This is a genomic window from Massilia cellulosiltytica (assembly GCF_047325105.1).
GTDB lineage: Bacteria > Pseudomonadota > Gammaproteobacteria > Burkholderiales > Burkholderiaceae_D > Telluria > Telluria orientalis.
In genome coordinates this window covers 2565825-2589270 of record NZ_CP168562.1, presented here as the reverse complement: position 1 = coordinate 2589270, position 23446 = coordinate 2565825, and the positions used below count along the sequence as shown (strand labels likewise).

At 70.1% G+C, this 23446-nt stretch carries 19 protein-coding genes and 1 pseudogene; 15 read left to right on the top strand and 5 right to left on the bottom strand.

Annotated features, from left to right (window positions below):
* Positions 1-80 precede the first annotated feature (80 nt).
* Both hemN and ACEN9H_RS11440 read right to left on the bottom strand, forming a co-directional pair.
* Positions 81-1466: an oxygen-independent coproporphyrinogen III oxidase gene (gene hemN / locus ACEN9H_RS11445; protein ID WP_413674831.1), complete on the bottom strand. Its 1386-nt coding sequence runs from the start codon at positions 1464-1466 to the stop codon at positions 81-83.
* Between the two features lie 12 nt (positions 1467-1478).
* A complete protein-coding gene (locus ACEN9H_RS11440; RefSeq protein WP_413674830.1) occupies positions 1479-2666 on the bottom strand; it encodes an NnrS family protein in 1188 nt (395 codons plus the stop codon).
* 241 nt (positions 2667-2907) lie between these two features.
* On the opposite strand from ACEN9H_RS11440, the gene ACEN9H_RS11435 reads away from it, so the two are divergent.
* From ACEN9H_RS11435 to ACEN9H_RS11420, 4 genes are read left to right on the top strand one after another with little or no spacing between them, the layout of a single operon-like run.
* On the top strand, positions 2908-5223 hold the full coding sequence (locus ACEN9H_RS11435) for a nitric-oxide reductase large subunit (protein ID WP_413674829.1): 2316 nt from the start codon (positions 2908-2910) through the stop codon (positions 5221-5223).
* A 22-nt stretch (positions 5224-5245) separates the two neighbouring features.
* Positions 5246-5650 carry an Rrf2 family transcriptional regulator gene (locus tag ACEN9H_RS11430; protein WP_413674828.1) on the top strand — a complete coding sequence of 135 codons (405 nt, stop codon included), beginning with the start codon at positions 5246-5248 and terminating at the stop codon, positions 5648-5650.
* A complete protein-coding gene (locus tag ACEN9H_RS11425) occupies positions 5647-5862 on the top strand; it encodes a DUF2249 domain-containing protein (RefSeq protein ID WP_056125051.1) in 216 nt (71 codons plus the stop codon). Before ACEN9H_RS11430 ends, ACEN9H_RS11425 begins: the two co-directional genes overlap by 4 nt.
* Positions 5862-7118: a hypothetical protein gene (locus ACEN9H_RS11420; RefSeq protein WP_413674827.1), complete on the top strand. Its 1257-nt coding sequence runs from the start codon at positions 5862-5864 to the stop codon at positions 7116-7118. Before ACEN9H_RS11425 ends, ACEN9H_RS11420 begins: the two co-directional genes overlap by 1 nt.
* Here ACEN9H_RS11420 and ACEN9H_RS11415 read toward each other — a convergent pair.
* Together ACEN9H_RS11415 and ACEN9H_RS11410 are read right to left on the bottom strand one after the other, a co-directional pair.
* On the bottom strand, positions 7107-7775 hold the full coding sequence (locus tag ACEN9H_RS11415; RefSeq protein WP_413674826.1) for a PEP-CTERM sorting domain-containing protein: 669 nt from the start codon (positions 7773-7775) through the stop codon (positions 7107-7109). The genes ACEN9H_RS11420 and ACEN9H_RS11415 overlap by 12 nt on opposite strands.
* A 13-nt stretch (positions 7776-7788) precedes the next feature.
* The gene (locus ACEN9H_RS11410; RefSeq protein ID WP_413674825.1) at positions 7789-9960 is read right to left on the bottom strand and encodes a phosphocholine-specific phospholipase C; all 2172 of its coding nucleotides are present in this window, start codon (positions 9958-9960) and stop codon (positions 7789-7791) included.
* A 240-nt stretch (positions 9961-10200) separates the two neighbouring features.
* On the opposite strand from ACEN9H_RS11410, the gene ACEN9H_RS11405 reads away from it, so the two are divergent.
* The 5 genes from ACEN9H_RS11405 (at position 10201) to ACEN9H_RS11385 (ending at position 16870) form a co-directional block, all read left to right on the top strand.
* Positions 10201-11748: a L,D-transpeptidase family protein gene (locus tag ACEN9H_RS11405; RefSeq protein WP_413674824.1), complete on the top strand. Its 1548-nt coding sequence runs from the start codon at positions 10201-10203 to the stop codon at positions 11746-11748.
* 121 nt (positions 11749-11869) lie between these two features.
* Positions 11870-13552 carry a PHA/PHB synthase family protein gene (locus ACEN9H_RS11400; RefSeq protein ID WP_413674823.1) on the top strand — a complete coding sequence of 561 codons (1683 nt, stop codon included), beginning with the start codon at positions 11870-11872 and terminating at the stop codon, positions 13550-13552.
* 34 nt (positions 13553-13586) lie between these two features.
* Positions 13587-14348, top strand: a complete 762-nt coding sequence (gene fabI, locus ACEN9H_RS11395; protein ID WP_413675572.1) for an enoyl-ACP reductase FabI — start codon at positions 13587-13589, stop codon at positions 14346-14348.
* A gap of 3 nt (positions 14349-14351) precedes the next feature.
* Positions 14352-15758, top strand: a complete 1407-nt coding sequence (locus ACEN9H_RS11390) for a bifunctional enoyl-CoA hydratase/phosphate acetyltransferase (protein ID WP_413674822.1) — start codon at positions 14352-14354, stop codon at positions 15756-15758.
* Positions 15755-16870, top strand: coding sequence for an acetate/propionate family kinase (locus ACEN9H_RS11385; RefSeq protein WP_413674821.1), 1116 nt, complete (start codon positions 15755-15757; stop codon positions 16868-16870). The genes ACEN9H_RS11390 and ACEN9H_RS11385 overlap by 4 nt, the downstream gene beginning before the upstream one ends.
* Here the strand turns inward: ACEN9H_RS11385 and ACEN9H_RS11380 are convergent.
* The gene (locus ACEN9H_RS11380; protein ID WP_413674820.1) at positions 16858-17529 is read right to left on the bottom strand and encodes a Crp/Fnr family transcriptional regulator; all 672 of its coding nucleotides are present in this window, start codon (positions 17527-17529) and stop codon (positions 16858-16860) included. The two genes, ACEN9H_RS11385 and ACEN9H_RS11380, sit on opposite strands and share 13 nt — an antisense overlap.
* Before the next feature lie 165 nt (positions 17530-17694).
* Here ACEN9H_RS11380 and ACEN9H_RS11375 point away from each other — a divergent pair, with 165 nt between their 5' ends.
* The 6 genes and pseudogenes from ACEN9H_RS11375 to ACEN9H_RS11350 all read left to right on the top strand — a co-directional run bounded on the left by ACEN9H_RS11375 (position 17695) and on the right by ACEN9H_RS11350 (position 23402).
* The gene (locus tag ACEN9H_RS11375; protein WP_413674819.1) at positions 17695-18087 is read left to right on the top strand and encodes a ribonucleotide reductase subunit alpha; all 393 of its coding nucleotides are present in this window, start codon (positions 17695-17697) and stop codon (positions 18085-18087) included.
* A gap of 81 nt (positions 18088-18168) precedes the next feature.
* A complete protein-coding gene (gene ubiU / locus ACEN9H_RS11370) occupies positions 18169-19179 on the top strand; it encodes a ubiquinone anaerobic biosynthesis protein UbiU (RefSeq protein ID WP_413674818.1) in 1011 nt (336 codons plus the stop codon).
* A gap of 20 nt (positions 19180-19199) precedes the next feature.
* Positions 19200-20087 carry a ubiquinone anaerobic biosynthesis protein UbiV gene (ubiV, locus tag ACEN9H_RS11365; protein WP_413674817.1) on the top strand — a complete coding sequence of 296 codons (888 nt, stop codon included), beginning with the start codon at positions 19200-19202 and terminating at the stop codon, positions 20085-20087.
* Positions 20084-20479 (top strand): annotated as a pseudogene (ubiT, locus tag ACEN9H_RS11360) (ubiquinone anaerobic biosynthesis accessory factor UbiT); the annotation flags it as partial. The gene ubiV and the pseudogene ubiT, both read left to right, overlap by 4 nt.
* Before the next feature lie 18 nt (positions 20480-20497).
* On the top strand, positions 20498-20896 hold the full coding sequence (locus tag ACEN9H_RS11355; RefSeq protein ID WP_413674816.1) for a putative zinc-binding protein: 399 nt from the start codon (positions 20498-20500) through the stop codon (positions 20894-20896).
* Between the two features lie 55 nt (positions 20897-20951).
* The gene (locus tag ACEN9H_RS11350) at positions 20952-23402 is read left to right on the top strand and encodes an adenosylcobalamin-dependent ribonucleoside-diphosphate reductase (protein WP_413674815.1); all 2451 of its coding nucleotides are present in this window, start codon (positions 20952-20954) and stop codon (positions 23400-23402) included.
* Positions 23403-23446: the final 44 nt, after the last annotated feature.

Here is a 23446-nt window from a genome sequence, read left to right as displayed (position 1 = left end):
ATAGAACATTGCCGCACGGAATGTTCACATATTTGCGGAAACTGTGTCTCTGCGAATACAGTCTGGATGCCCTGGCAACGCTACACCGTACGCGAATACCGCATCCTTTGCAACGGCACGGCGGCCGGCTTGCCGAAATAATCATCGAACACCATGCAGATGTTCCGCACCAGCAGGCGGCCCTTCGGCGTGACGTCGATGCGGTCCGGCGTCACGGCCAGCAGGCCGTCGCGCGCCAGGTCGGCCAGCCGCGCCAGCTCGGGCGCGAAGCGCTCGGCGACGTCGACGTCCCAGCGTGCCGCGAGGTCGCGCAGGTCGAGCGCGAAGTCGCACATCAGCTTCTGGATCACCTCGCGCCGCAACAGGTCGTCGCCCGACAGCGCCAGCCCGCGCGCCACGGGCAGCTCGCCGCGGTCGATGCGCGCGTAATACGGGTCGAGCGACTTCTCGTTCTGCGCATACGTGCCGTTCACGGCGCTGATGGCGGACACGCCGCAGGCGACCATGTCGATGTCCGCGTGCGTCGAATAGCCCTGGAAATTGCGGTGCAGGGTGCCGTCGCGCTGCGCGCGCGCGAGCTCGTCGTCCGGCCTTGCGAAATGGTCCATGCCGATGTACACATAACCCGCCGCGCCGAGCCGCTCGATGCACAGTCCCAGCATCGCCAGCTTCGTCGCGCCGTCCGGGAGGTCCTCGTCGCGGATCAGCTTCTGCGACTTGAACAGCTGCGGCATGTGCGCATAGTTGTAGACCGAGATGCGGTCCGGCGCCGCGGCGACGACCTTGTCGAGCGTGGCCGCCATCGTCGTCACGTTCTGCAGCGGCAGGCCGTAGATCAGGTCGATGCTGATGGAGCGGAAGCCGGCCTCGCGCGCGGCGGCGATGGCGGCGCGCGTCAGCGCTTCCGGCTGGATGCGGTTGACGGCGCGCTGCACGTCCTCGTCGAAGTCCTGCACGCCCAGCGACAAACGATTGAAGCCCTGCCTGCGCAACGTGCGGATGCGGGCGGCGTCCACGGTGCGCGGGTCGATCTCGATCGAGAACTCGCCCGCGTCGTCGGACGCGAACGTGTAGCGGCTGCGCAAATGGCCCAGCAGGTCGCCCATCTGGGCGTCGCTCAGGTAAGTCGGCGTGCCGCCGCCGAAATGCAGCTGCTCGACGACGGCGCCGTCCGCGAACAGCGCGGCCTGCATGTCGATCTCGCGCAGCAGGTAGCCCAGGTACTTCACCGCCTTGCCGCGGTCGTGCGTGATGATCTTGTTGCACGCGCAGTAGTAGCACAGCGATTCGCAGAACGGGATGTGCACGTACAGCGACAGCGGCTTGCCCGGCCGCGCGGCGGCGGCAAACTCGCCGGCGCCGAACGCCGGGGTAAACCGGTCCGCGGTGGGGTACGACGTGTAGCGCGGACCGCGCTGGGTCATGCGCGCGATCAGGTCGGCGTCGAATTCGATGGTGGGATGCATGGTCACTCCGGTTCAGCCTTCGCGGCCGTCGATGCGGGCGGCCGTCAGGTAAGGCATATAGACCGCCAGGTAGGCGAGGAAGGCGGCGCTCCAGCACGCGGTGGCGAGCACCAGGCCGATGTCGCGCCAGGCCGGCACGACGCCGGCGGCGAAGCGCAGCACGACGGCCGCCTGCACCAGCACGAACATCGCGGTCTCGCTGCGGCCGGCTTTCAAGGGACGGCCCGTGTGGCCCAGCGCCGTGCGGGTGATCATGCCCATGATCAGGCCGGCGAGCGCGCCGACCGTCAGCACGTGCAGCGCGGCGCTCCCCGTGACGACGCCATACTGGGACAGCGCCAGCAGCAGGAAGCCGAACGGGATCCAGAAGTACGACACGTGCAGGATCCACAACAGCGGGTTGCGCCACGTGCGCCACGGCTGCCAGCCGAGCAGGCGCACGGCCTGGCCGACGGCGGCGAACAGCGCGAGGCTGGCCGTCGCGGGCGCCGGCAGGCCGATGATCCACGCCAGGCCCGCCAGCACGGTCAGCACCAGCGCCCATTTGTCGCGGCGCGCATCCTGCACGGGCTGGCTGCCCGGCGCGCCGTTGCGGGTGAACATGGGGATCACGCGGCCGCCGATCACGATCTCGATCACGACGATCAGGAGGATCGCGGCGTGCACGGGCGCCAGGGGATCGGCGTGGATCCAGCCCAGCGCGGCCGCGTGGTAGCACACGTTCGCCAGGGTGAGCAGCGCGAGCAGGCCGACGAGGAACATGTTGCGCATGTTCCCCGCCTGCTTCAGCACGCGGAACAGCGGCCACGCGGCGACCGGCAGGAACGCGGCGTCCACCAGGGCACCGACGACGGGCGGCGCGGCCACCATCGCGATCCGCCCCGCCACCCATACGGCGGCGATGGCGGCAAGGACCTTGCCGCGCGGGGTCCACAGCTTCGTCCAGGCGTAGCCGGCCGTGTACAGGAAGCCGACGACGACGGCCAGCGCGAAGCCGAACACCATCTCGTGCATGTGCCACAACATGTCGATGCGCACGGGCAGGCGCACGCCCGCCTGCGCCGCGATCCACAGCGGCACGGCGAGGGCGCCGAACGCGGCGGCCAGCAGGTAGAACGGGCGAAAGCCGAGGGCGAACAGCGGCGCGCCGCGGCCGGGTGCGGGCGCCGGCCGGGCTTCTTCGATGGTCATGAGGGCCATGGCGGCCTCCTTTTTAAAGTGGTATCTCCACTGCATGTTATGAGCCGCCGGGGCGCCGGACAATCGGCCAAAGTGACTAGTCCGCCGTGCCGATGGGCGTGTCCTGCGCGCTTTCCTAAACTGGGTCAAGCATTTCAAATAAAGCTGCATTTGCGATGCAACTATTACGGTGTTTCGCCGCACAATGCGGTCCAGGCGCCCCGCTGCGCCACCGATCAACCACAGTGAAGGAACACAAGCCATGCACGCTACACGCAGACTATGGACCTGGCTGGCGATCATCTGCGTACTCTCCTTCGGCACGCTCCTGTTCGTGGGCCGGGAGATCTACCTGAAGGCCCCGCCGATCCCCGCACAAGTCCTCGACCAACAAGGCCACGTCATCTGGACGGGCGACCAGATCACCCGGGGCCAGCAGGCCTGGCTCGCCGCCGGCGGGCAACAGCTGGGCACCGTATGGGGCCACGGCAGCTACGTCGCCCCCGACTGGTCGGCCGACTGGCTGCACCGCGAAGCCGTCGCCCTGCAGGACGAACTCGCGAAGCGCGGCCACGGCAAGCCATACGCGCAGCTGGATGCGGCCGCACGGGGCGGCATCGACGCCCTGGTCAAGGACGCCCTGCGCCGCAACACGTACGACGCCGCCACCGGCACCCTGACCTTGAGCGCCGAGCGCATCGCCGCCATCGCGGCCGTCGCCAGCCATTACGCGGGCCTGTTCGGCACCGATACCAAGCTCGACAAGCTGCGCGAGCAGTACGCGATGAGCGCCGGCTCCCTGCCCGCCGCGGACGACCGCACCGCGCTGACCGGCTTCTTCTTCTGGTCGTCCTGGGCGGCCGCCACCGACCGTCCGGGCGAAACCGCGCTGTCGTACACGAGCAACTGGCCGCACGAGCCCCTCGTCGGCAACACCCCGACGGCCGGCACCGGCATCTGGTCGGTGGCCAGCATCATCGTCATGATCGGCGCCATCGCCGGCATGGTGTTCTTCCACGCCGCGCAGCCGGAAGAAGCCGATCCGAAGCCGCCCAAGGACGACCCGCTGTTCAAGCTGAAGGCCACCCCGTCGATGAAGGCCACGCGCAAATACTTCGCCGTCGTCGTCGCGCTGATCCTCGCCCAGGTGGGCATGGGCGTGATCACCGCGCACTATTCCGTCGAAGGCCACAGCTTCTTCGGCTTCCCGCTCGGCGACATCCTGCCGTTCACGATCAGCCGCACGATCCACACCCAGTTCGCCGTGCTGTGGATCGCCACCGCGTGGCTCGCGACAGGCCTGTACATCGCGCCCGCCATCTCCGGCCATGAGCCGAAATTCCAGGCGCTGGGTGTGAACGTGCTGTTCTACGCGCTGCTGTTCATCGTCGCCGGTTCGACCGCGTGCGGCTGGCTCGGCACGCTGCAGCACCGCGGCGTCGACTTCAGCTTCTGGCTCGGCAACCAGGGCCTGGAATTCACCAGCATGGGCCGCGTGTGGCAATACCTGCTGTTCGTCGGCCTGCTGTTCTGGGCCTTCCTGCTGGGCCGCGGGCTGTGGCCCGCGCTGCGCAAGCCGTCGGAAAGCCGCGGCCTGATCGCCATGGTGTTCCTCGCGGCCGTGTGCATCGGCGGCTTCTACGCCACGTCGCTGACCTGGGGCCAGCATACGCACTACGCCATGGTCGAGTACTGGAGGTGGTGGCTCGTGCACCTGTGGGTCGAAGGCTTCTTCGAAGTGTTCGCCACGGCCGTCATCGCCCTGCTGTTCACCCGCCTGGGCCTGATCCGCGCGGCCAGCGCCAACGCCGCCATCGTGCTGGAGACCATCGTGTTCCTGTTCGGCGGCATCCTCGGCACCCTGCACCATCTGTATTTCACCGGCACCCCGACGGCCGTGATCGCGATCGGCGCCATGTTCTCGGCTCTCGAAGTCGTGCCGCTGTCGATGATCGGCATCGAAGCCTACCGCAACTACCAGCGCATGAAGGCCGCGCCGTGGGTGGCGAGCTACCGCTGGGCGATCCTGTGCTTCATCGCCGTCGGCTTCTGGAACACGGTGGGCGCGGGCCTGCTGGGCTTCTCGATCAACACCCCGATCGCGCTGTACTACATGCAGGGCCTGAACATGACGGCCGCCCACGGCCACGCCGCCCTGTTCGGCGTGTACGGCATGCTGGGCGTGGGCCTGATGCTGTTCTGCCTGCGCGGCCTGACGGACCGCCTGGCCTGGTCGGACGCCCTCCTCAAGCCGATGTTCTGGCTGCTGAACATCGGCCTCGCGATGATGGTGTTCATGGCGCTCGTCCCGGCCGGCATCTACCAGGCCTGGGCCAGCATCTCGAAGGGCATGTGGTTCGCGCGCTCGCCGGAAGTCATCCACTCCCCGTTCATGGAGAACATGGTGTGGCTGCGCGTGCCGGGCGACATCGTGTTCGCGCTGGGCACCCTGTTCCTCGCGCTGTTCGTGCTGCGGGTGATGCGCCGCCCGGCCCGCCCGGCCACGGTCCCGGTCGAAGTGCCGATCGAGATCGCCGGCCGGCCCGCCGCCAAGGCGCGCGTTTCCACCAAGGCCTGAACCCACCGGCACCGGAGCGGACATGCGTCTCACCGAACATACCGACTATGCCCTGCGCGTCCTGATGTACCTGGGCGCCAACCGCGGTCGCCTCGCCACCACCGGCGAGGTGGCCGCCCTGCACGGGATCTCGCATCATCACCTGACGAAGATCGTGAACGAGCTGGGACATGCCGGGTTCGTGGAGACCGTGCGGGGCCGCTGCGGCGGCATCCGCCTCGCCCGCGCGCCCGCGGACATCACCGTGGGCGACGTCGTGCGCCACGCCGAGCCCGATTTCAACCTCGTCGCCTGCCTGGACGGCCGCGCCCGCGCGTGCCCGCTCGCGCCGGCGTGCGTGCTGAAAGGGGCGCTGTGCCGCGCGACGGCCTGCTTTCTCGAGTCGCTGGACGGCATTGCGCTGTCCAGCCTCATCGCACCGTCATGAACGATCTTCTCGACCTGCGGGCCCTGCCCGCCCCCGAACCCATGGAGCGCGTGCTCGACGCGCTCGATTCCCTCGCCGACGGCGCGCGGCTGCGCGTGCTGCTGGCGCGCGAGCCGCACCCGCTGTACGGCATCCTCGCGCGCACCGGCTACCGCTGGCGATCCGAGTGGCAGGACGACGGCTGCCTCGTGACCATCGCGCGGAACGCCTGATGCGGCGCGCCGTCGATACCACCCGCCTCCCGCCGCCCGCCGTGCCGCTCGCGTTCCTGCTCGCGGCGCCTTGGTTCGGGGTGGCGGCGGGCGGCGTCGTCGCGTGGCATGGCGCGGCCGTGTTCGCGTCGCGCTGGTCCGCGCCGGCGCTCGCCGCCGTCCACCTCGTCACGCTGGGCTTCCTGACGATGACGATGGCCGGCTCGCTGCTGCAGATGGTGCCCGCCGTGGCCGGCCTGCCGCTGCGCGGAACGTACCGCCTCGCCGTCTGGAGCTGCCCGCTGCTGGGCGCCGGCGCGGCGCTGCTCGCGGCCGCGTTCCTGTCCGGGCATGCGCTGCTGTTCGCGCTGGCGGGCGCCGTGCTGCTGGCGGCGTTCGGCGCGCTGCTGGCTTGCCTGCTGCCCTCGCTATGGCAACGAACCCGCGCCGCGGCGGCCACCGCCCACATCGCCGGCGGCATGCGCGCGGCCGTCGCGGCGCTGCTGGCGTGCGTCGTGGCCGGCCTGCTCCTTGCCGGCTGGCTCGCGGGCGGCCCGGCCGTCCCCGTGCTGCCGCTGGTCGACACCCACGCGGCGCTGGGCCTGGCCGGCTGGGTGGTGCCGCTCGTGATGGCCGTGTCATTCCAGGTGATCCCGATGTTCCAGGCGACCGACCCGTTTCCGCCGCTCGCCGCGCGCGCGCTCGTGCCGCTCGTGCTGCTCGCATTGGCCGGATGGGTCGCGGGCCGCTGGCTGGACGCGCCATGGCGCGCCGTGCCCGCGCTGGCCGGCGCCGCGCTCGTCACGGGCTATGCCGGCCTCGCCGCTTCCCTGCTGCTGCGGCGCGAACGCACGCGCACGGCGGCCGGCACGCCGTACTGGCTGCTGTCGCTCGCGGCGCTGGCCGGGGCGGCCTGGCTGTTCGCGTGGCCGGGCGAAGTCCCGGACGTCGTCGTCGGCGTCTGCTTCCTCGGCGGCTGCGCGATGTCCGCCGTGAACGGCATGCTGTACCGGATCGTCCCGTTCCTCGTGTGGCACCACCTGCGCGCCCGCCTGCCGCCGCGCGCGCCGGTGCCGAAGTTCGCGGAACTCATCGCCCCGAGCCGGCTGCGCGCGCAATGCCGCTGGCACGCCGCGGCCGTCGCGGTGCTGCTCGCCGCGTGCGCCGTGCCGCCCCTGGCGTCAGCCGCCGGCCTGTTGCTCGCCGTGGCCTGCCTGCGGCTCGGGCTCGACCTCGCGGCGCCCGTGCTGCGCCACCGCCACAGCCTAGTGCCTTGACCGGCGCGCCCAGCCCAGCATGCCGAGCCCCAGCGCGAACACCGCCGCCACGCCGGGTTCCGGCACCTCGCCCGCAGGCGGCGCCTGCAGGACGAACGACAGGTTGTCCGCATAGCCATCGTTGTCGCCCGAGACGAGCCGCTCCATCGACAGCCAGAACGACAGCTTGCGGGTGCCCGTCGGCACGAAGCCATCGGTCTCGCGGTACATCAGGCCGGTCTGGTCATTGCGGTCCTGCGGCGTGACGGGGCCGAGCACCGAGTTCCCGACTTCGTTGTCGAATTCGTCGAGGAACTGCACATAGAACAGCGCGTTGTCGCCCTGGTCCTGCCAGCCGCCGAGCCAGCCGGTCAGCGAATAGGCGATCGTGCCGGACGTCGCGGTGCCGAAGTCCAGCGTCTGCCAGCCGACGGCATACTGGCCGAACCCGGCGAACATCTTGTTGCCGCGGTCCGCCGGCCCCGGTTGCGTGGGCAGCACCCAGTTGCTGCCGTAGTCCACGGACTGGAACGCGCTGTAGCCCGCGTAGCCGGTCCAGCCGGCGAGGCCGGCTTCGGCATCGCCGTTGACGACGAGGTTGCTGCCGTAGACGACGGCGGCCTGGCTGTTGCACGCCGCGGCGAGCAGCGCGGCGGCCATGAGGAAGCGAACATGCATGGAAGTCTCCTGATCAAACGATACGATACTGGTCGAGTTGCGCCGCGCCCCGCATCGCCGGGTCGCTGATCGACGGCAGGCCGTTTTCCAGGTGGCCGGCGAAACGCCGCAGCCAGCCCGGCATGCCGTCGACGCGCGCCGCGTAGTCGTACCAGTTGGCGGTCTGCGCCAGCGACAGGCGCAACGTGCTGCGCGAGCGTGCGGGCACGCGCACGTCGGGGATCCGCATCGTCGTGTACTTGTTGGCGACGAGCTGGAAGGTGCATGGCTGGCCGCCGTTGTTGACGAAGTCGACGACGAGCTCTCCCGCGCGGCGGTCGGCGCGCACGACCACTTCCGGCAACGGGGCGTCCGCGGCGCGGCGCACGTCGCCCGCGATGTGGCGGTGGAAGCCATTCGGCCCCAGCACCCACAGGTCGTAGGCGGCGCCCGTGGTCCAGCGGCCCGTCAGCTGCTTGCCCGCTTCGACCGTGTAGCGGCGCGGGATCTGGTCCAGCGCGCGGCGGTCGTACACGTGGAACACGGCACCGGCTTCGCCCGCATTTTCGAACGCGAGGTCGACCAGGCCGCCGGTCGCGGACACCTGCGCCTGTACCTGCAGTTCGTACGGCAGCGCGCGGGCCGGACGCACGCCGGCCGCCTGCACGGGGGCCGACAGGGCCGTCGGGATCGCCGGGACCTTGGTGCTGCCGAGGCTCAGCGCCAGCGCGCGCCGCGCGGCCGTGTCGGGCAAGGCGGCCGCGCTGTCGTTCAGGTTCACGAAATCGAAGCACGACAGCAGGTTGCCGCTGACGGCACGGCGCCATGGGCTGATGAGCGGCTCGCGCACGCCGAAGCGCGCCTCGATGAAGCGGACGATCGACGAGTGGTCGAACACCTGCGAATTGACCCAGCCGCCCTTGGTCCACGGCGAGATGACGTACAGCGGCACGCGCGGGCCCAGGCCGTACGGGCGGTGCAAGGTGCGCGCGTCGGCGCCGTTGAGGATGTGGTGGTATTCGCCGGTCGTGTCGACGGTCGACGCGCCCGCGAACCGGGCCTGTGCCGGATCGGGGCTGTACGTCGTGTACGACGGGACGGCCGGCGGCGGCATGTGGTCGAAGAAGCCGTCGTTCTCGTCGAAGTTGATGATGAAGACCGTCTTGCTCCAGCTTTCCGGATTGGCCGTCAGCGCATCGAGCACGCGGGCGATGTAGTCGGCGCCGGACGCGGGGCTCGACGGCCCCGGGTGCTCGGACCCTTCCGCGGTGGCGACCACCCAGCTCACCTGCGGCAGCCGGTTGGCCAGCACGTCCGCCTTGAGCAGGTCGAGATCGCGCGTGCTCACGCCGCGGTTGCGCAACGACGGCGAATAGCCCGGGCGCTGATACCACGCGTTGCGGAACGAACGGAAGCCGGCCAGCGAATTGTCGGTGAAGTTGTCCGCCATGTTCTGGTAGACCTGCCAGCTGATCCCGGCCGCTTCCAGGCGCTCCGGATACGTCGTCCAGCGGTAGTCGGTGTTCGGGTCCGGATTGAAGTCGTCGTGGCTGTTGTCGGTCGACGGGCCGCCGGCGGCGCCCAGCGGATCGTTATGGCCGGTGAACAGGAACAGCCGATTCGTGTTGGTGCCGGTCTGGGTCGCGCAGTGATAGTGGTCGCAGATCGTGAAGGCGCGGGCCAGCGCGAACTGGAACGGCACGTCGGCCTCGGCGTAATGGCCCAGCGAATGGTTCTGCTTCACGGTACACCAGTCGTTCATGCGGCCGTGGTCCCATGCCAGCTGCGCATCCAGCCACGCGTGCGGCGTGCCGGCCACGCGCATGACCGGGAAGTCCTGCACGGTATTCAGGCGGAACGGCGCGATGGCGCGGCTCTGCGGCCAGTTCGGCCGGCCAGGCACCGGCGCGCCGCCGACCGACTGCTGCACGAAGACCGTCTTGCGGTTGAAGAGGTTCTGCCGGTCCATCACGGGAATCGGGAACGGATCGCCGAATCCCCGCACGCCTTCCAGCGTGCCGAAATAATGGTCGAAGCTGCGGTTCTCCTGCGTCAGCACGACGATGTGCTCGACGTCCTGCAGGCTGCGGGTGCGCTGGTTGGCCGGCAGGGCCAGCGCCTTCTGGATCGCGGGCGGGAAGGAAGCGAGGACGGCACTGGCGCCGCCGGCCTGGGCCAGCGTGCGGAGGAAGCCGCGGCGGCTCATGCGTGCACCATGACGACGGGGAACGCGAGATCAGAAAGTTGCATTTGACTCATCCAGGTTGATTATCGGAAATGACGGATTTGATGCTCAGCGAGGCTTTAGCCTAGGCAACAATCATGAAATGTTGATGACAAATTAATCTTTCTCAAAACGTTCGGTTGTTTCGTCAATTGAAGCCCCATACGGGCAGTTTGACCTGCATCAATGACGATGCGGCAACCGGAGGTCTATCGTGCAGCCATGAACGTCATCGCCTCCCGCTGGCTCTGCTGCCTCCTGTTCGCTCTGGTCCCCGCACTCGCCGCCGCCGTCCAGGACACGCCGCGCGGTCCCGTCGACGCCCGCGCGCTGACGGCACGGCTGTTTGCCGGCGCTGCGCCGCCGCCCGCCTGGCTGGACGACGGCGGCGCCCGTGCACGCGAAGCCGTGCGCCTGCTGCGCGACGCGTCCGCGCACGGGCTCGACCCGGCGCGCTACGACGCCGACGGACTGGCCACGCGACTCGCTGCCGGTGCGGACGACGTGGCCGCCCTCGCGCTGGAACGGGACCTCGGCACCGCCATGCTGCAGTACCTGGCCGACCTGCACTTCGGCCGCGTCGCCTCCGGCTACCGCCTATCGTCCGACGACGCCTTCGACCCCGTGGCGCACCTGCGCCAGGCGCTGCGCACCGGCCGCCTGGCGGAAGCGGTGGACACGGCGTCGCCACAGTTCCCGATGGTGCGCCGGGTCGAGGCCACGCTGGCCCGCTACCGCGCCCTCGCCGCCGCCAGCCCGCATTGGCCGGACCTGCCGCCGCTGCCGGCGAAGCGGATCGAACCGGGCATGCGGTATGCCGGCACGGCCCTCTTGCGCGAGCGTCTGCGCCTGGTCGGCGACCTGGATGCCGAACCGCCCGCCGGCGACGTCTACACGCCCGAACTGGCGGTCGCCGTGCGCCGCTTCCAGGCGCGCCACGGCCTCGCGCAGGACGGCGTGCTGGGCGCGGGCACGCTGGCCGCGCTGGCGGTGCCGCCGGCCCGCCGCGTGACGCAGCTGGAACTGACCCTGGAACGCCTGCGCTGGCTGCCGCGTCCGCCGCAAGGCCGTGTCGTCGTCGTGGACGTGCCGGCCTATCGCCTGTGGGCATTCGACGGCCGCGATCCGGCCGGGCAACTCCTCGAAATGCGCGTGATCGTTGGTGCGGCCGCGCGCACGCCCACGCCGCTGTTCATCGGCCAGATGCGCTACCTGGAATTCAATCCATACTGGAACGTCCCGCGCAGCATCGAGAAGGCCGAGATCATCCCGAAGCTGGCACGCGATCCGGGCTACCTGGCTCGCAACGACATGGAAGCCGTATCCGCCGCCGGCCAGGTCCTGCCCGACGCCGCTGTCGCTGCCGCACTGCGCGCGGGCACGGCGCGGGTCCGGCAGCGGCCGGGCCCGAAGAACGCGCTCGGCGCCGTCAAGTTCGCCATGCCGAACCCGATGAACATCTACCTGCACTCGACGTCGGCGCGGGAATTGTTCACCCGGTCGCGGCGCGACCTGAGCCATGGCTGCATCCGCGTCGAGGATCCGGCCGCGCTCGCGCAGTTCGTACTGGCGGATCCAGTGCGCTGGGATGCCGGCGCCGTGGCCACGGCGCTGCGGCCGGGCCGCACGGTCACGGTGCCGCTGCGGGAGCCGGTCCCCGTCGTGCTGTTCTACGCGACGGCGCTCACGGACCGCGAGGGCCGCGCCCTGTTCGCCGACGATATCTACGGCCTCGACGAACAGCTGGTGCAGGCACTGCGCGCTGATTAACCATATTTCAAGATTTTGATCTAGATCAACGATCTGAATTCGATCAAACCGGTAAGGTGGGTGCATGGACAAATTCAACCCACCAGCCACCGACCCCTGGGCGGATATCGAACCTCCCGCCATGACCGACCGGATGCTGCACGCCGCGCTTGGCCGCATGACGTCCGGCATCTCGCCCGCCGCGCTGGCGCTCGCGTGGATGGACTGGAGCCTGCACCTGGCGCAGTCGCCCGGCAAATGGGCCCGGCTGTGCGACAAGGCCTTGCGCAAGGCGGGCCGCTTCGGCGACTACGCCGCGCGCGCGGCGGCCGGGCCGGCGGCACCCTGCATCCAGCCGCTGCCGCAGGACCGCCGCTTCGACGGCGCCGCCTGGCAGCAGTGGCCGTTCAACGTGATCCAGCAGGGCTTCCTGCTCAACCAGCAGTGGTGGCACAACGTCACGACCGGCATCGGCGGCGTCGCGCCGCACCACGAACAGGTCGTGTCGTTCGTCGCGCGCCAGCTGCTCGACATGATGTCGCCAGTGAACTTCGTCGCGACGAACCCGGAAGTACTGCAGGCCACGGTGCAACAGGGCGGCATGAATGTCGCGAAAGGCTTGGCGCACGTCGCGGACGACTGGTGGCGCCTGCTGACGGACCGCCCGCCGGCCGGCGCCGACGACTTCGTGCCGGGCCGCCAGGTGGCCGCCACGCCGGGCCGCGTCGTCCTGCGCAACCGGCTGATGGAACTGATCCAGTACGCGCCCGCGACGGCGGACGTGCATGCGGAACCCGTGCTGATCGTGCCCGCATGGATCATGAAGTACTACATCCTCGACCTGTCGCCCCACAACTCGCTCGTGAACTACCTCGTCGGCCGCGGCCACACGGTCTTCATGATCTCGTGGCACAACCCGGGCGAGGCCGACCGCGACCTGGGCATGGACGACTACCTGCGCCTGGGCGTGCTGGCCGCGCTCGACGCCGTCAACGCCATCGTCCCCGACCGGCGCGTGAACGCCGTCGGCTACTGCCTGGGCGGCACCCTGCTCGCGATCGCCGCCGCGTACCTGGCGGGCCGGCGCGACGAACGCCTGCAATCGCTCACGCTGTTCGCCGCCCAGACCGACTTCACGGAGCCGGGCGAGCTGTCGCTGTTCATCGACGACAGCGAACTGGATCTGTTGGAAGACATCATGTGGCGCCAGGGCTACCTGCAGACGCGCCAGATGGCGGGCGCGTTCCAGCTGCTGCGCTCCAATGACCTCGTGTGGTCGCGCATCGTCAACGACTACCTGCTCGGCCAGCGCCAGCCGATGAACGACCTGATGGCGTGGAATGCGGACGCCACGCGCATGCCGTACCGGATGCACGGCGAATACCTGCGCCGGCTGTTCCTGAAGAACGATCTGTTCGAGGGGAGGTATCGCATCGACGGCAGGCCCGTGGCACTGGCCGACATCCGCGCGCCGCTGTTCGTCGTCGCCACCGAATCGGACCACGTGGCGCCGTGGAAGTCCGTCTACAAGATCAATCTCGTCGCCGACGCCGACGTGACGTTCGTGCTCACGAGCGGCGGCCATAACGCGGGCATCGTCAGCGAACCCGGGCACGGCGGCCGGCACTACCGCCGCGCGCGCCGCAGCGATGGCGACACGTACGTGGCCCCGGACGACTGGCTGGCCGCGACACCCGCGCGCGACGGCTCGTGGTGGCCCGCCTGGGCCGACTGGCTGGAAGCCGGCAGCACGGGCCGCACCGCGCCGCCCGCGCCGGGCGCCGCGCTCGGTCCGGCACCCGGCCGCTACGTGCTGGAACGCTGAACCCTCACTGGAGAATCCCATGCAGAACGCTCTCATCGACCTGCGCGGCAAGCGCGGGCTCATTCTCGGCATCGCCAACGACCGCAGCATCGCCTGGGGCTGCGCGCGCGTGATGGCCGCGTGCGGCGCCGAACTGGCCGTGACGTATTTCGACGACGCCGCCGAACCCAACGTGCGCCCGCTGGCCGAGGCGCTGCGCTGCCCGCTCGTGCTGCCGTGCGACGTGCGCGCGCCCGGCCAGCTCGAGGCCGTGTTCGACGCGGTGCGCACCGCATGGAGCACGCTCGATTTCGTCATCCACGCGATCGCGTACGCACCGAAGGACGACCTGCAGGGACGGGTCGCCGACTGCTCGGCGGCAGGTTTCGCGCTGGCGATGGACGTGTCGTGCCATTCCTTCATCCGCTGCGCGAAACTGGCGGAGCCGCTGATGCCGCACGGCGGCAGCCTGCTGACGTTCACGTTCTACGGCGCCGAAAAGGTCGTCCCCCACTACAACCTGATGGGCCCCGTGAAGGCGGCGCTGGAGGCGTCGGTGCGCGCGCTCGCGGCGGAACTGGGCAGCCGGCGCATCCGCGTGAACGCCGTGTCGCCGGGCCCGATGGGCACGCGCGCCGCGTCCGGCCTGGAACACTTCGACGAGCTCCTCGGCGACGCCTGGTCGCGCGCGCCCGAGCACATGCTGGCCCGGCTGGACGACGTGGGCGCCTTCGCCGCCTTCCTGGCGAGCGACGGTGCGCGCCTCGTGACGGGCAACGTCGAATACGTCGACGCCGGCTACCACATACTGGGGTGAACGATGGACACGATCAGCAACCGCACGTTCGCCGAACTGAAGGTCGGCGACAGCGCGAGCCTCGCGCGCACGCTGACCCGCGCCGACATCGAACTGTTCGCCGTCATGTCGGGCGACGTCAATCCGGCCCACCTGGACGAGGACTACGCACGCGGCAGCATGTTCCATGAAGTGATCGCGCACGGCATGTGGAGCGGCGCGCTCGTCTCGACGGTGCTCGGCACCCAGCTGCCCGGTCCGGGCACGATCTACCTCGGGCAGTCGCTGCGCTTCCTGGAGCCGGTGGGCCTGGGCGACACCGTGACCGTGCTGCTCACCGTCACCCGCCTCGATCCGGACAAGCACCGCGTGACGCTCGATTGCACGGTGACGAACCAGCACGGCCAGCAGGTGGCGAGCGGCACGGCGGAGGTCATCGCGCCGACCGAGAAGGTCGCGCGGCCCCGTATCGCGCTGCCGGAAGTGCGCCTGCGCGAGCGCGGCGGCCGCTACCGCGCGCTGCTGGCGGCAGCGCAGGATGCGCCGCGCGTGCCCACGGCCGTCGTCCACCCGGTCGACACGGTGTCGCTGCTGGGCGCCGTCGAAGCGGCGCGCGCAGGCCTGATCGCACCGGTGCTCGTCGGCCCGGAAGCGAAGATCCGCCAGGCGGCCGCACAGGCGAACGTCGACCTCACGCCGTACCGCATCGTGCCGACCGCGCACAGCCACGCGGCCGCCGACGCCGCCGTGGCGCTGGCGCGCACGGGCGAGGTCGGCGCCATCATGAAGGGCGCGCTGCACACGGACGAATTGATGCATGCCGTCGTCGCCCGCGACACCGGCCTGCGTACGGGCCGCCGCATCAGCCACGTGTTCGCGCTGGACGTGCCGACGTATCCGCGCCCGCTGCTCCTCACGGACGCTGCCATCAACATCTACCCGACGCTGGAAGACAAGCGCGACATCGTCCGCAACGCGATCGAGCTGGCGCACGCGCTGGGCATCGCGGCGCCGCGCGTGGCGATCCTGTCCGCGCTCGAGACGGTGTCCCCGAAGATCGCGTCGACCATCGAGGCGGCCGCGCTGTGCAAGATGGCGGACCGCGGCCAGATCGAGGGCGCGATCATCGACGGGCCGATGGCGTTCGACCTCGCCGTGTCGGAAGAAGCGGCGCGCACGAAAGGCTTCGTGTCGCCGGTGGCCGGCCGGGCCGACATCCTCGTCGTGCCCGACCTGGAAGCGGGCAACATGCTCGCCAAGCAGCTGGAATACCTGGCGGAGGCGCAGGTGGCCGGCATCGTGCTCGGGGCGCGCGTGCCCATCATGCTCACCAGCCGCGCGGACGGGCCGCTGGCCCGCCTCGCGTCGTGCCCATTGGCGTCCCTGCTCGTGCGCCACTCGGCGGCGGCCGCCGTGATCGGATCGCCATGACGGACGACGCAGCCAAAGGATATGCATGCATCAACGCCGGCTCGTCCAGCATCAAGTACGCCGTGTACGTGGAACGGGGCGCGGACCTCGTCGCGACCGCGCACGGCCAGGTGGAGGGCCACGGCCCCGCGCAACTGCGTACCATCATCGGCCAGGTCGAGAGCCATCTCGCGCCGGCCCGGCTCGCGGCCATCGGCCACCGCGTCGTCCACGGCGGGAACAACCATGCGGGACCGGCGCTCGTCACGCCGGCGCTGCTCGCCGAACTGCAGGCCCTCGCCCCGCTGGCGCCGTTGCACCAGCCGCACAACGTGGCCGGCATGGAAGCGATGGCGCGCCTGCATCCGGGCCTGCCGCAGGTCGCCTGCTTCGACACCGCGTTCCACCTCGGGAACCCGCGGGTCGCGCGCCTGTACGGCCTGCCGCGGGCATGCGCGGATGAAGGCATGCTGCGCTACGGCTTCCACGGCCTGTCGTACACCCATATCGCCGACACCTTGCCCGCGATCGAACCGCGTGCCCATGGCCGCGTCGTCGTCGCCCACCTGGGCAGCGGCGCCAGCATGTGCGCCATGATCGACGGCCGGAGCGTGGCGACGTCGATGGGCTTTTCCGCGCTGGACGGCCTGCCGATGGCCACGCGCTGCGGCGCCCTCGATCCCGGCCTCGTGCTGCACCTGCTGCGCGCAAAACGGATGACGCCAGACGCGCTGGAACGCCTGCTGTACCGCGATAGCGGCCTGCTGGGCCTCTCCGGCATCAGCGGCGACATGCGCACCCTGCTCGCGAGCCCGGACCCGGCCGCGCGCGAGGCGGTCGACGTGTTCGTGTACCGCATCGCGCGCGAACTCGGGTCCCTGGCCGCGGCGGCGGGTGGCCTCGACGTGCTCGTGTTCACGGGCGGCATCGGCGAACACGCGGCAGACATCCGCGCCCGCGTGTGCGCGCAGGCGGCATGGCTGGGCATGCGCCTCGACGCGGACGCCAATGCGACCCACGGCCCGCGCCTGCACGCGCCGGACAGCGCCGTCGCCGTGTGGGCGCTGCCGGCCGACGAGGAAGCCGTGATCGCGCGCGAGACGAAACAGGTCGCGGACGCTTATCCCTCGTAGGCGCGCAATCCGTTCGCGTCGAGGATCGCGATGTCGCGCCCGTCCACGCGCACGAGTTCGCGCCGCGTGAGATCGTTCAGCACGCGCGAAAAATACTCGGGTGTGATGTTCAGGCGCGACGCGACGAGGCGCTTGCTGACGGACAGCCGCACCGTCGCGCCGGATTCGGGCGCATCCTTCAGCAGATAGCCGACGACGCGCTGGCCGCCCGTATGCAGCGTGTACGCCTCGACATCGGCGACGAGGCCGTGCAGGCGCCGGCTCATCCCGGCCAGCATGCGCCGGGCGAATGCCGCGCTCCGTTCCAGCTCGGCGAAAATGGCTTCCTTGCGGACGTGCAGCAGCAGGCAGTCTTCCAGCGCGGTCGCCGTCACGAAGTACGGCTTTTCCATGAACATGACCGCCTCGCCGAACGTCTTGCCGGCGCCGAGGATCTCGATGACCTTTTCCTGGCCCTGCGGCGAAATGAAGGCCAGCTTGACCTGTCCGTACAGGATCGAGTGAAACCCCTCGCACGGGTCACCCCGCTCGACGATGGTGCGGCCGCGGTCGACGTGCTGCTCGGTGGCGGCCGCGCCGACGGCGCGCAGTTCGTCGTCGCCGAGGTCGGAAAACAGCGGCAGGCGGCGCAGGAAGGTGCAGGGATCGATGGTGGCCACGGTCGCGGGATGTCATGAAATGGTCGGGATGCCGCCATTCTCGCGCGTACGACGGCCGCGCGGGATAGTCCGGAAGAACTAGGCGGCGTCCTCCATCGTGCCGACTTACGCGCGCGGGGAAGCCGCCTACAATCGGACCATCCTCCCCTTTGTCACGGATTCCCCATGCAGCTCTCGAATTTTTCCGATTTCCTCGCCGCCGCGCGCGCCCAGCCCGAGGCGCAGCGCCTGCTGTTCGTGTTCGCGGTCGCCGAACTGCCGCAGACGCACACGCCGGGCCAGGCGCGCCGCTTCGAGGAAGGCCGCGGCGGCGCATTGGCGCCCGTGATGTGCGTCGACAAGGGTCTCGACGAGCTGGCGGATTTCGGTGCGCTGGCCGCCGAGTCGCGCGCGACGGGCCAGCCGTGGGACATGGTGTTCGTCGCGGCGCTGGCAGGGGAACAGCAGGCGTCCGGCGTCGACCGCGGCCTCAAGATGATGATCGACGCCGTGCACCGCGGCGCCATCGAACGGTTCCTCGCGTTCGACACGGAAGGCGACGCCGTCCGATTTGCCTGAACCCGGATTTACTTATCCTCGTTCAAGGCGCCGCGGGCGGCGCGTCATTATGCTCTTTGCGTTACCGTTCACCCGCCCGCCATGACCTCTCCCTCCCTCGAACTCGTTTGTCCCGCCGGCAGCCTGCCGGCCCTCAAGGCCGCCATCGACCACGGCGCCGACTGCGTCTACCTCGGCTTTCGCGACGCGACCAACGCGCGCAACTTCGCCGGCCTGAACTTCTCCGAAGACGCCATCGCCGAAGGCATCCGCTATGCCCACGACCGCAACCGCAAGGTGTTCCTTGCCCTGAACACCTATCCGCAGCCGGGCGGCGACGGTCCCTGGCGGCGCGCGCTCGACCGCGCCGCCACGCACGGCATCGATGCCGTGATCCTCGCCGACCCGGGCCTGATGGAATACGCGGCGCGCGTGCATCCCCAGTTGCGGCTGCACCTGTCCGTGCAGGGCTCGGCGACGAACATCGACGCCATTGCGTTCTACCACCGCCACTTCGGCATCGCGCGCGCCGTGCTGCCGCGCGTGCTGTCGCTGGCCCAGGCGGAGAAAGTCATCGAGCACTCGCCCATCGAGATCGAGGTGTTCGGCTTCGGCAGCCTGTGCGTGATGGCCGAGGGCCGCTGCCAGCTGTCGTCGTACGCCACCGGGGAATCGCCCAACACGCACGGCGTGTGCTCGCCCGCGAAGGCCGTGCGCTGGACGCCGACGCCGCGCGCGCTGGAGGCGCGCCTGTACGACGTCCTCATCGACCGCTACGGCGACGGCGAGCAGGCCGGCTACCCCACGCTGTGCAAGGGCCGCTTCGACGTGGACGGCGAGACGTATTACGCGATCGAGGAGCCGGCAAGCCTCAACACGCTCGAGATCCTGCCGAAGCTCGCGGCAGTGGGCGCGCGCGCCGTCAAGATCGAAGGCCGCCAGCGCAGCCCCGCGTACGTGGCCCAGGTCACGAAGGTGTGGCGCGCCGCGATCGACGCCTGCCTCGCGGAACACGGCCGCTACACGGTCCGGCGCGAGTGGATGACGAGCCTGGACAACGTCGCCGAAGGCAGCCAGCACACGCTGGGTGCCTACCACCGCCCCTGGAAATGACCCCGTACCGAAAGACCATCATGAAGATTGCCCTCGGGCCCCTGCAATACTACTGGCCGCGCGATACCGTGTTCGCGTTCTACGATGCGCTGGCGACGACACCCGTCGACATCGTCTACCTCGGCGAAACCGTGTGCTCGCGCCGGCACGAGCTGCGTCCTTCCGACTGGCTCACCCTGGCCGAACGGCTGGCCGGCGCCGGCAAGGAAGTCGTGCTGTCGACCCAGGTGCTGATCGAATCGCCATCCGACCTGAGCACCCTGCGCCGCGTCGCCGGCAACGGCCGCTTCCTCGTCGAGGCGAACGACATGGGCGCCGTGCACTGCGTCGACGGCCGCCCGTTCGTCGCCGGCCCGCACCTGAACATCTACAACCCGGCCACGCTCGCCGTGCTCGCCCGCGCCGGCGCCGTGCGCTGGGTCGCGCCGCTGGAGATGCCGTCGACCAGCCTCGCAGCCATGCAGGCCGCCCTGCCGGCCGGCGTGGAGACCGAGGTGTTCGCCTACGGCCGCATGCCGCTCGCGTTTTCCGCGCGCTGCTTCACGGCGCGCCACCGCAACCTGCCCAAGGACGACTGCCGCTTCAGCTGCCTGGACCATCCGGACGGCCTCGTGCTGAACACGCAGGAAGGCAAGCCGTTCCTCGTCCTGAACGGCATCCAGACCAAGTCCGCGAAGGTCTACAACCTGGTCGACGCGCTGCCCGCCATGCGCGCGCTGGGCGTGGGCGCCGTCCGATTGAGCCCGCAGTCGGCCCACATGGCGGACATCGTCGCCAGCGTGCACGGCGTGCTGACGGGCGCCCTGACCGGGGCCGCCGCGCGCGCGCAGATGGGCGCGTGGATGCCGGGCGCCGCCTGCAACGGCTTCTGGCACGGCCGTCCCGGCCTCGACGAGGTGGCCGCATGAACGCGTCCCCCTACCGCCTGCCGGCGCCCGTCCGCCACGTCCTGTCCCGGTTGCCCGGCCGGCCCGGCGCGTGGCTGTTCGCGGCGGGCCTGAACGCGGGCCTGAAGCCGCACCTGGACGACGACTCGCGCGCGCAGCTGCTGCGCAAGCGGCTGCGCCTGGCCGTGCTGGACGCGGGCGTCACTTTCGACGTCGCGTGGAACGGGCGCTCGTTCGCGGCCGTGACGTCGAAGACGGCACCGGACGTCGTCATCGGCGCGACCCTGTACGACCTGGGCCTGCTGGCCACGCGCCGCGAGGATCCCGACACGCTGTTCTTCAGCCGCCGCCTCGTGATGGAAGGCGACACGGAGCTGGGTCTGCTCATCAAGAATACGCTGGACGCCATCGACCGTTGACAGGAGAACCCCATGGGCCGTGATCGCACCGTTTTCCCGCTCGTCTATTCCTGCTCCGGCTGTTCCAGCGCGGCGCAGATGGCCAACCACATCGCGCTGGAGCTCGACCGGGAGGAAGTCGCCGAGATGTCCTGCATCGCCGGCGTGGGCGGCGACGTGCCGTCGCTCGTCAAGCTAGCGAGATCCGGGCGGCCCGTCGTCGCGATCGACGGCTGCCCGCTCGAATGCGCGCGCCACTGCCTCGCGCGCCACGGCGTGACGCCCGACCTGCATTTCCAGCTGGCCGAACACGGCGTGCGCAAGCGCTACCACATGCAGTTCGATCCGGCCGAAGCGGCCGCCGTCGCGCGCGAGGTGGCGGGCGACGTGGCCCTGCTGGCGGCGGAACGCCGAATGCTTCAACCAGTTTAAGGCGGGGCCGGCGGGCCTCGGGGATAGTGGACGCCTGACTATCACCGAGGATGACATGAACGCCAACGAATCCCTCTTTGCCGCATCCATGCCGACGCAGGACGTGTCGGCCGACGTACTGCAGGAAAAATACGCGAAGGGCGACGAGACGACCGTCGCGCAAGTGCGCGCCCGCGTGGCGCGCGCGCTGGCCGCGCACGAAGCCGAGCCGCTGCGCCTGGAGATGGAGCAGCGCTTCCTGTGGGCGCAGGACCACGGCTTCGTGCCCGCCGGCCGCATCAACTCGGCGGCCGGCGTCGGCCTGAAGGCCACCCTGATGAACTGCTTCGTGCAGCCCGTCGGCGACGCGATCAGCGGCCGCGACGGCGCCATTCCCGGCATCTACGGCGCCGTGGCCGAAGCGGCGGAAACCATGCGCCGCGGCGGCGGCGTCGGCTACGATTTTTCCGCGATCCGCCCCGCCGGCAGCCTCGTGAAAGGCACGCGGTCGCGCGCGTCCGGCCCCGTGTCGTACATGGCCGTGTTCGACGCGTCGTGCCGCACGGTCGAATCGGCCGGGGCGCGCCGCGGCGCCCAGATGGGTGTCCTTCGGATCGACCATCCCGACATCGAGGCCTTCGTCGCCGCCAAGGACGGCGGCGCGTTCAGCAATTTCAACCTCTCCGTGGGCGTCACGGACGCGTTCATGCGCGCCGTGCTGGACGACGATCCCGTCGAGCTGACCCACGCGGCCGAGCCAGGGCCGGACGACCAGGCCAACGGCACGTACCTGCGCCCGGACGGCCGCTGGGTCTACCGCACCGTGCGGGCACGCGACCTGTGGGACAAGGTGATCCGGTCGACCTACGACCACGCGGAGCCGGGCGTGCTGTTCCTGGACCGCATCAACGGCGAAAACAACCTGTACTACGCCGAGACGCTGGCGGCCACGAACCCGTGCGGCGAGCAGCCGCTGCCGCCGTACGGCTGCTGCGACCTGGGCTCGCTCGACCTCACGAAGTTCGTGCGCCAGCCGTTCACGCCGGAGGCGCGCTTCGACCTCGACACGTTCCGCGAAGTGACGGCCGTCGGGGTGCGCATGCTCGACCTCGCGCTCGACGCCACCGAATGGCCATTGCCCCAGCAGGCGGCGGAAGGCCGCGACAAGCGCCGCATCGGCATCGGCTTCCTGGGCCTGGGCAGCGCGCTCGTCATGCTGGGCCTGCGCTACGACGCCGACGAGGGCCGCGCGTTCGCCGCCGACGTCACACGCGCCCTGCGCGACGCCGCGTACGAAGCATCGGTGGCGCTGGCGCGCGAAAAAGGCGCGTTCCCACTGTTCGATGCGGAGCGCTACCTGGACGGCGCATTCGCGCGGCGCCTGCCGGATGAGCTGCGCGAAGCGATCGCCCGCCACGGCATCCGCAATTCGCACCTGATGTCGATCGCACCCACGGGCACCATCGCGCTCGCGTTCGCGGACAACGCCTCGAACGGCATCGAGCCCGCTTTTTCGTGGGTCTACCAGCGCAAGAAGCGCATGCCGGACGACAGCACGCGCATCTACGAGGTGGCCGACCATGCGTGGCGCCTGTACCGCCACCTCGGCCACGACGTCTCCGCACTGCCGGCGCAGTTCGTGACGGCGCTGGAGATGTCCGCGCAGGACCACCTCGGCATGATGGCGGCCGTGCAGCCGTACGTGGACGGCGCGATCTCGAAGACGGTCAACGTGCCGGCCGACTACCCGTTCGACGACTTCAAGGATTTATATACTGAGGCGTGGCGCGCCGGCCTGAAGGGCCTGGCCACCTACCGGCCCAACGCCGTCACGGGCAGCGTATTGAGTGTCGCGCCGCCGCCCGCGGCCGCAGCACCGGGCGATGTGGATCCGCTGCGCCGCCGCTTCGAAAGCCGTCCGGCGGGCGAACTGGAATCGGTCACCTCGAAGGTCGAATACACGACCCAGGAAGGCAAGAAGACGGTGTATCTGACCATCAGCTTCATGCGCGTGGAAGGACGGCTGCACGGACGCGACCTCGCCATCGAGCGCCCGTTCGAGTTCTTCATGCCCGCCAACCAGCGCAGCGACGGCCACCAGTGGATCACCTCCACGATGCGCCTGCTGTCGCTGGCCGCGCGCGCCGGCAGTTCCATCGCCAAGGCCCTCGCCGACATGCGCGCGGTCGTGTGGGAGAAGGGACCGGTGCGCTGCGGCCAGCTGACGCGGGCGGACGGCGTGCAGGTGCCGATGTACCACGATTCGGAAGTGGCGGCGATCGCCTTCATGCTGCAGCGGATCCTGATCCGGCGCGGCTTCCTGGACGCCTACGGCAACCAGGTGTCCGCCGACGCGCTGGACCGCCTGCTGGCTCGGCGCGGCACGCCGGACGAGGTGCCGGCACCTGGCATCGCGGCGGTCGAAGAGACGGGCGCCAAGTGCCCGGAATGCGGCGCGCGGGCGTTGCGCAAGGTCGACGGCTGCGCGCGCTGCACGTCGTGCCACTACCTGGGCGGCTGCGCCTGATTCGTAAAACCTGAAACCGGTTCAAGGACAGGGGCGGCGCGCCG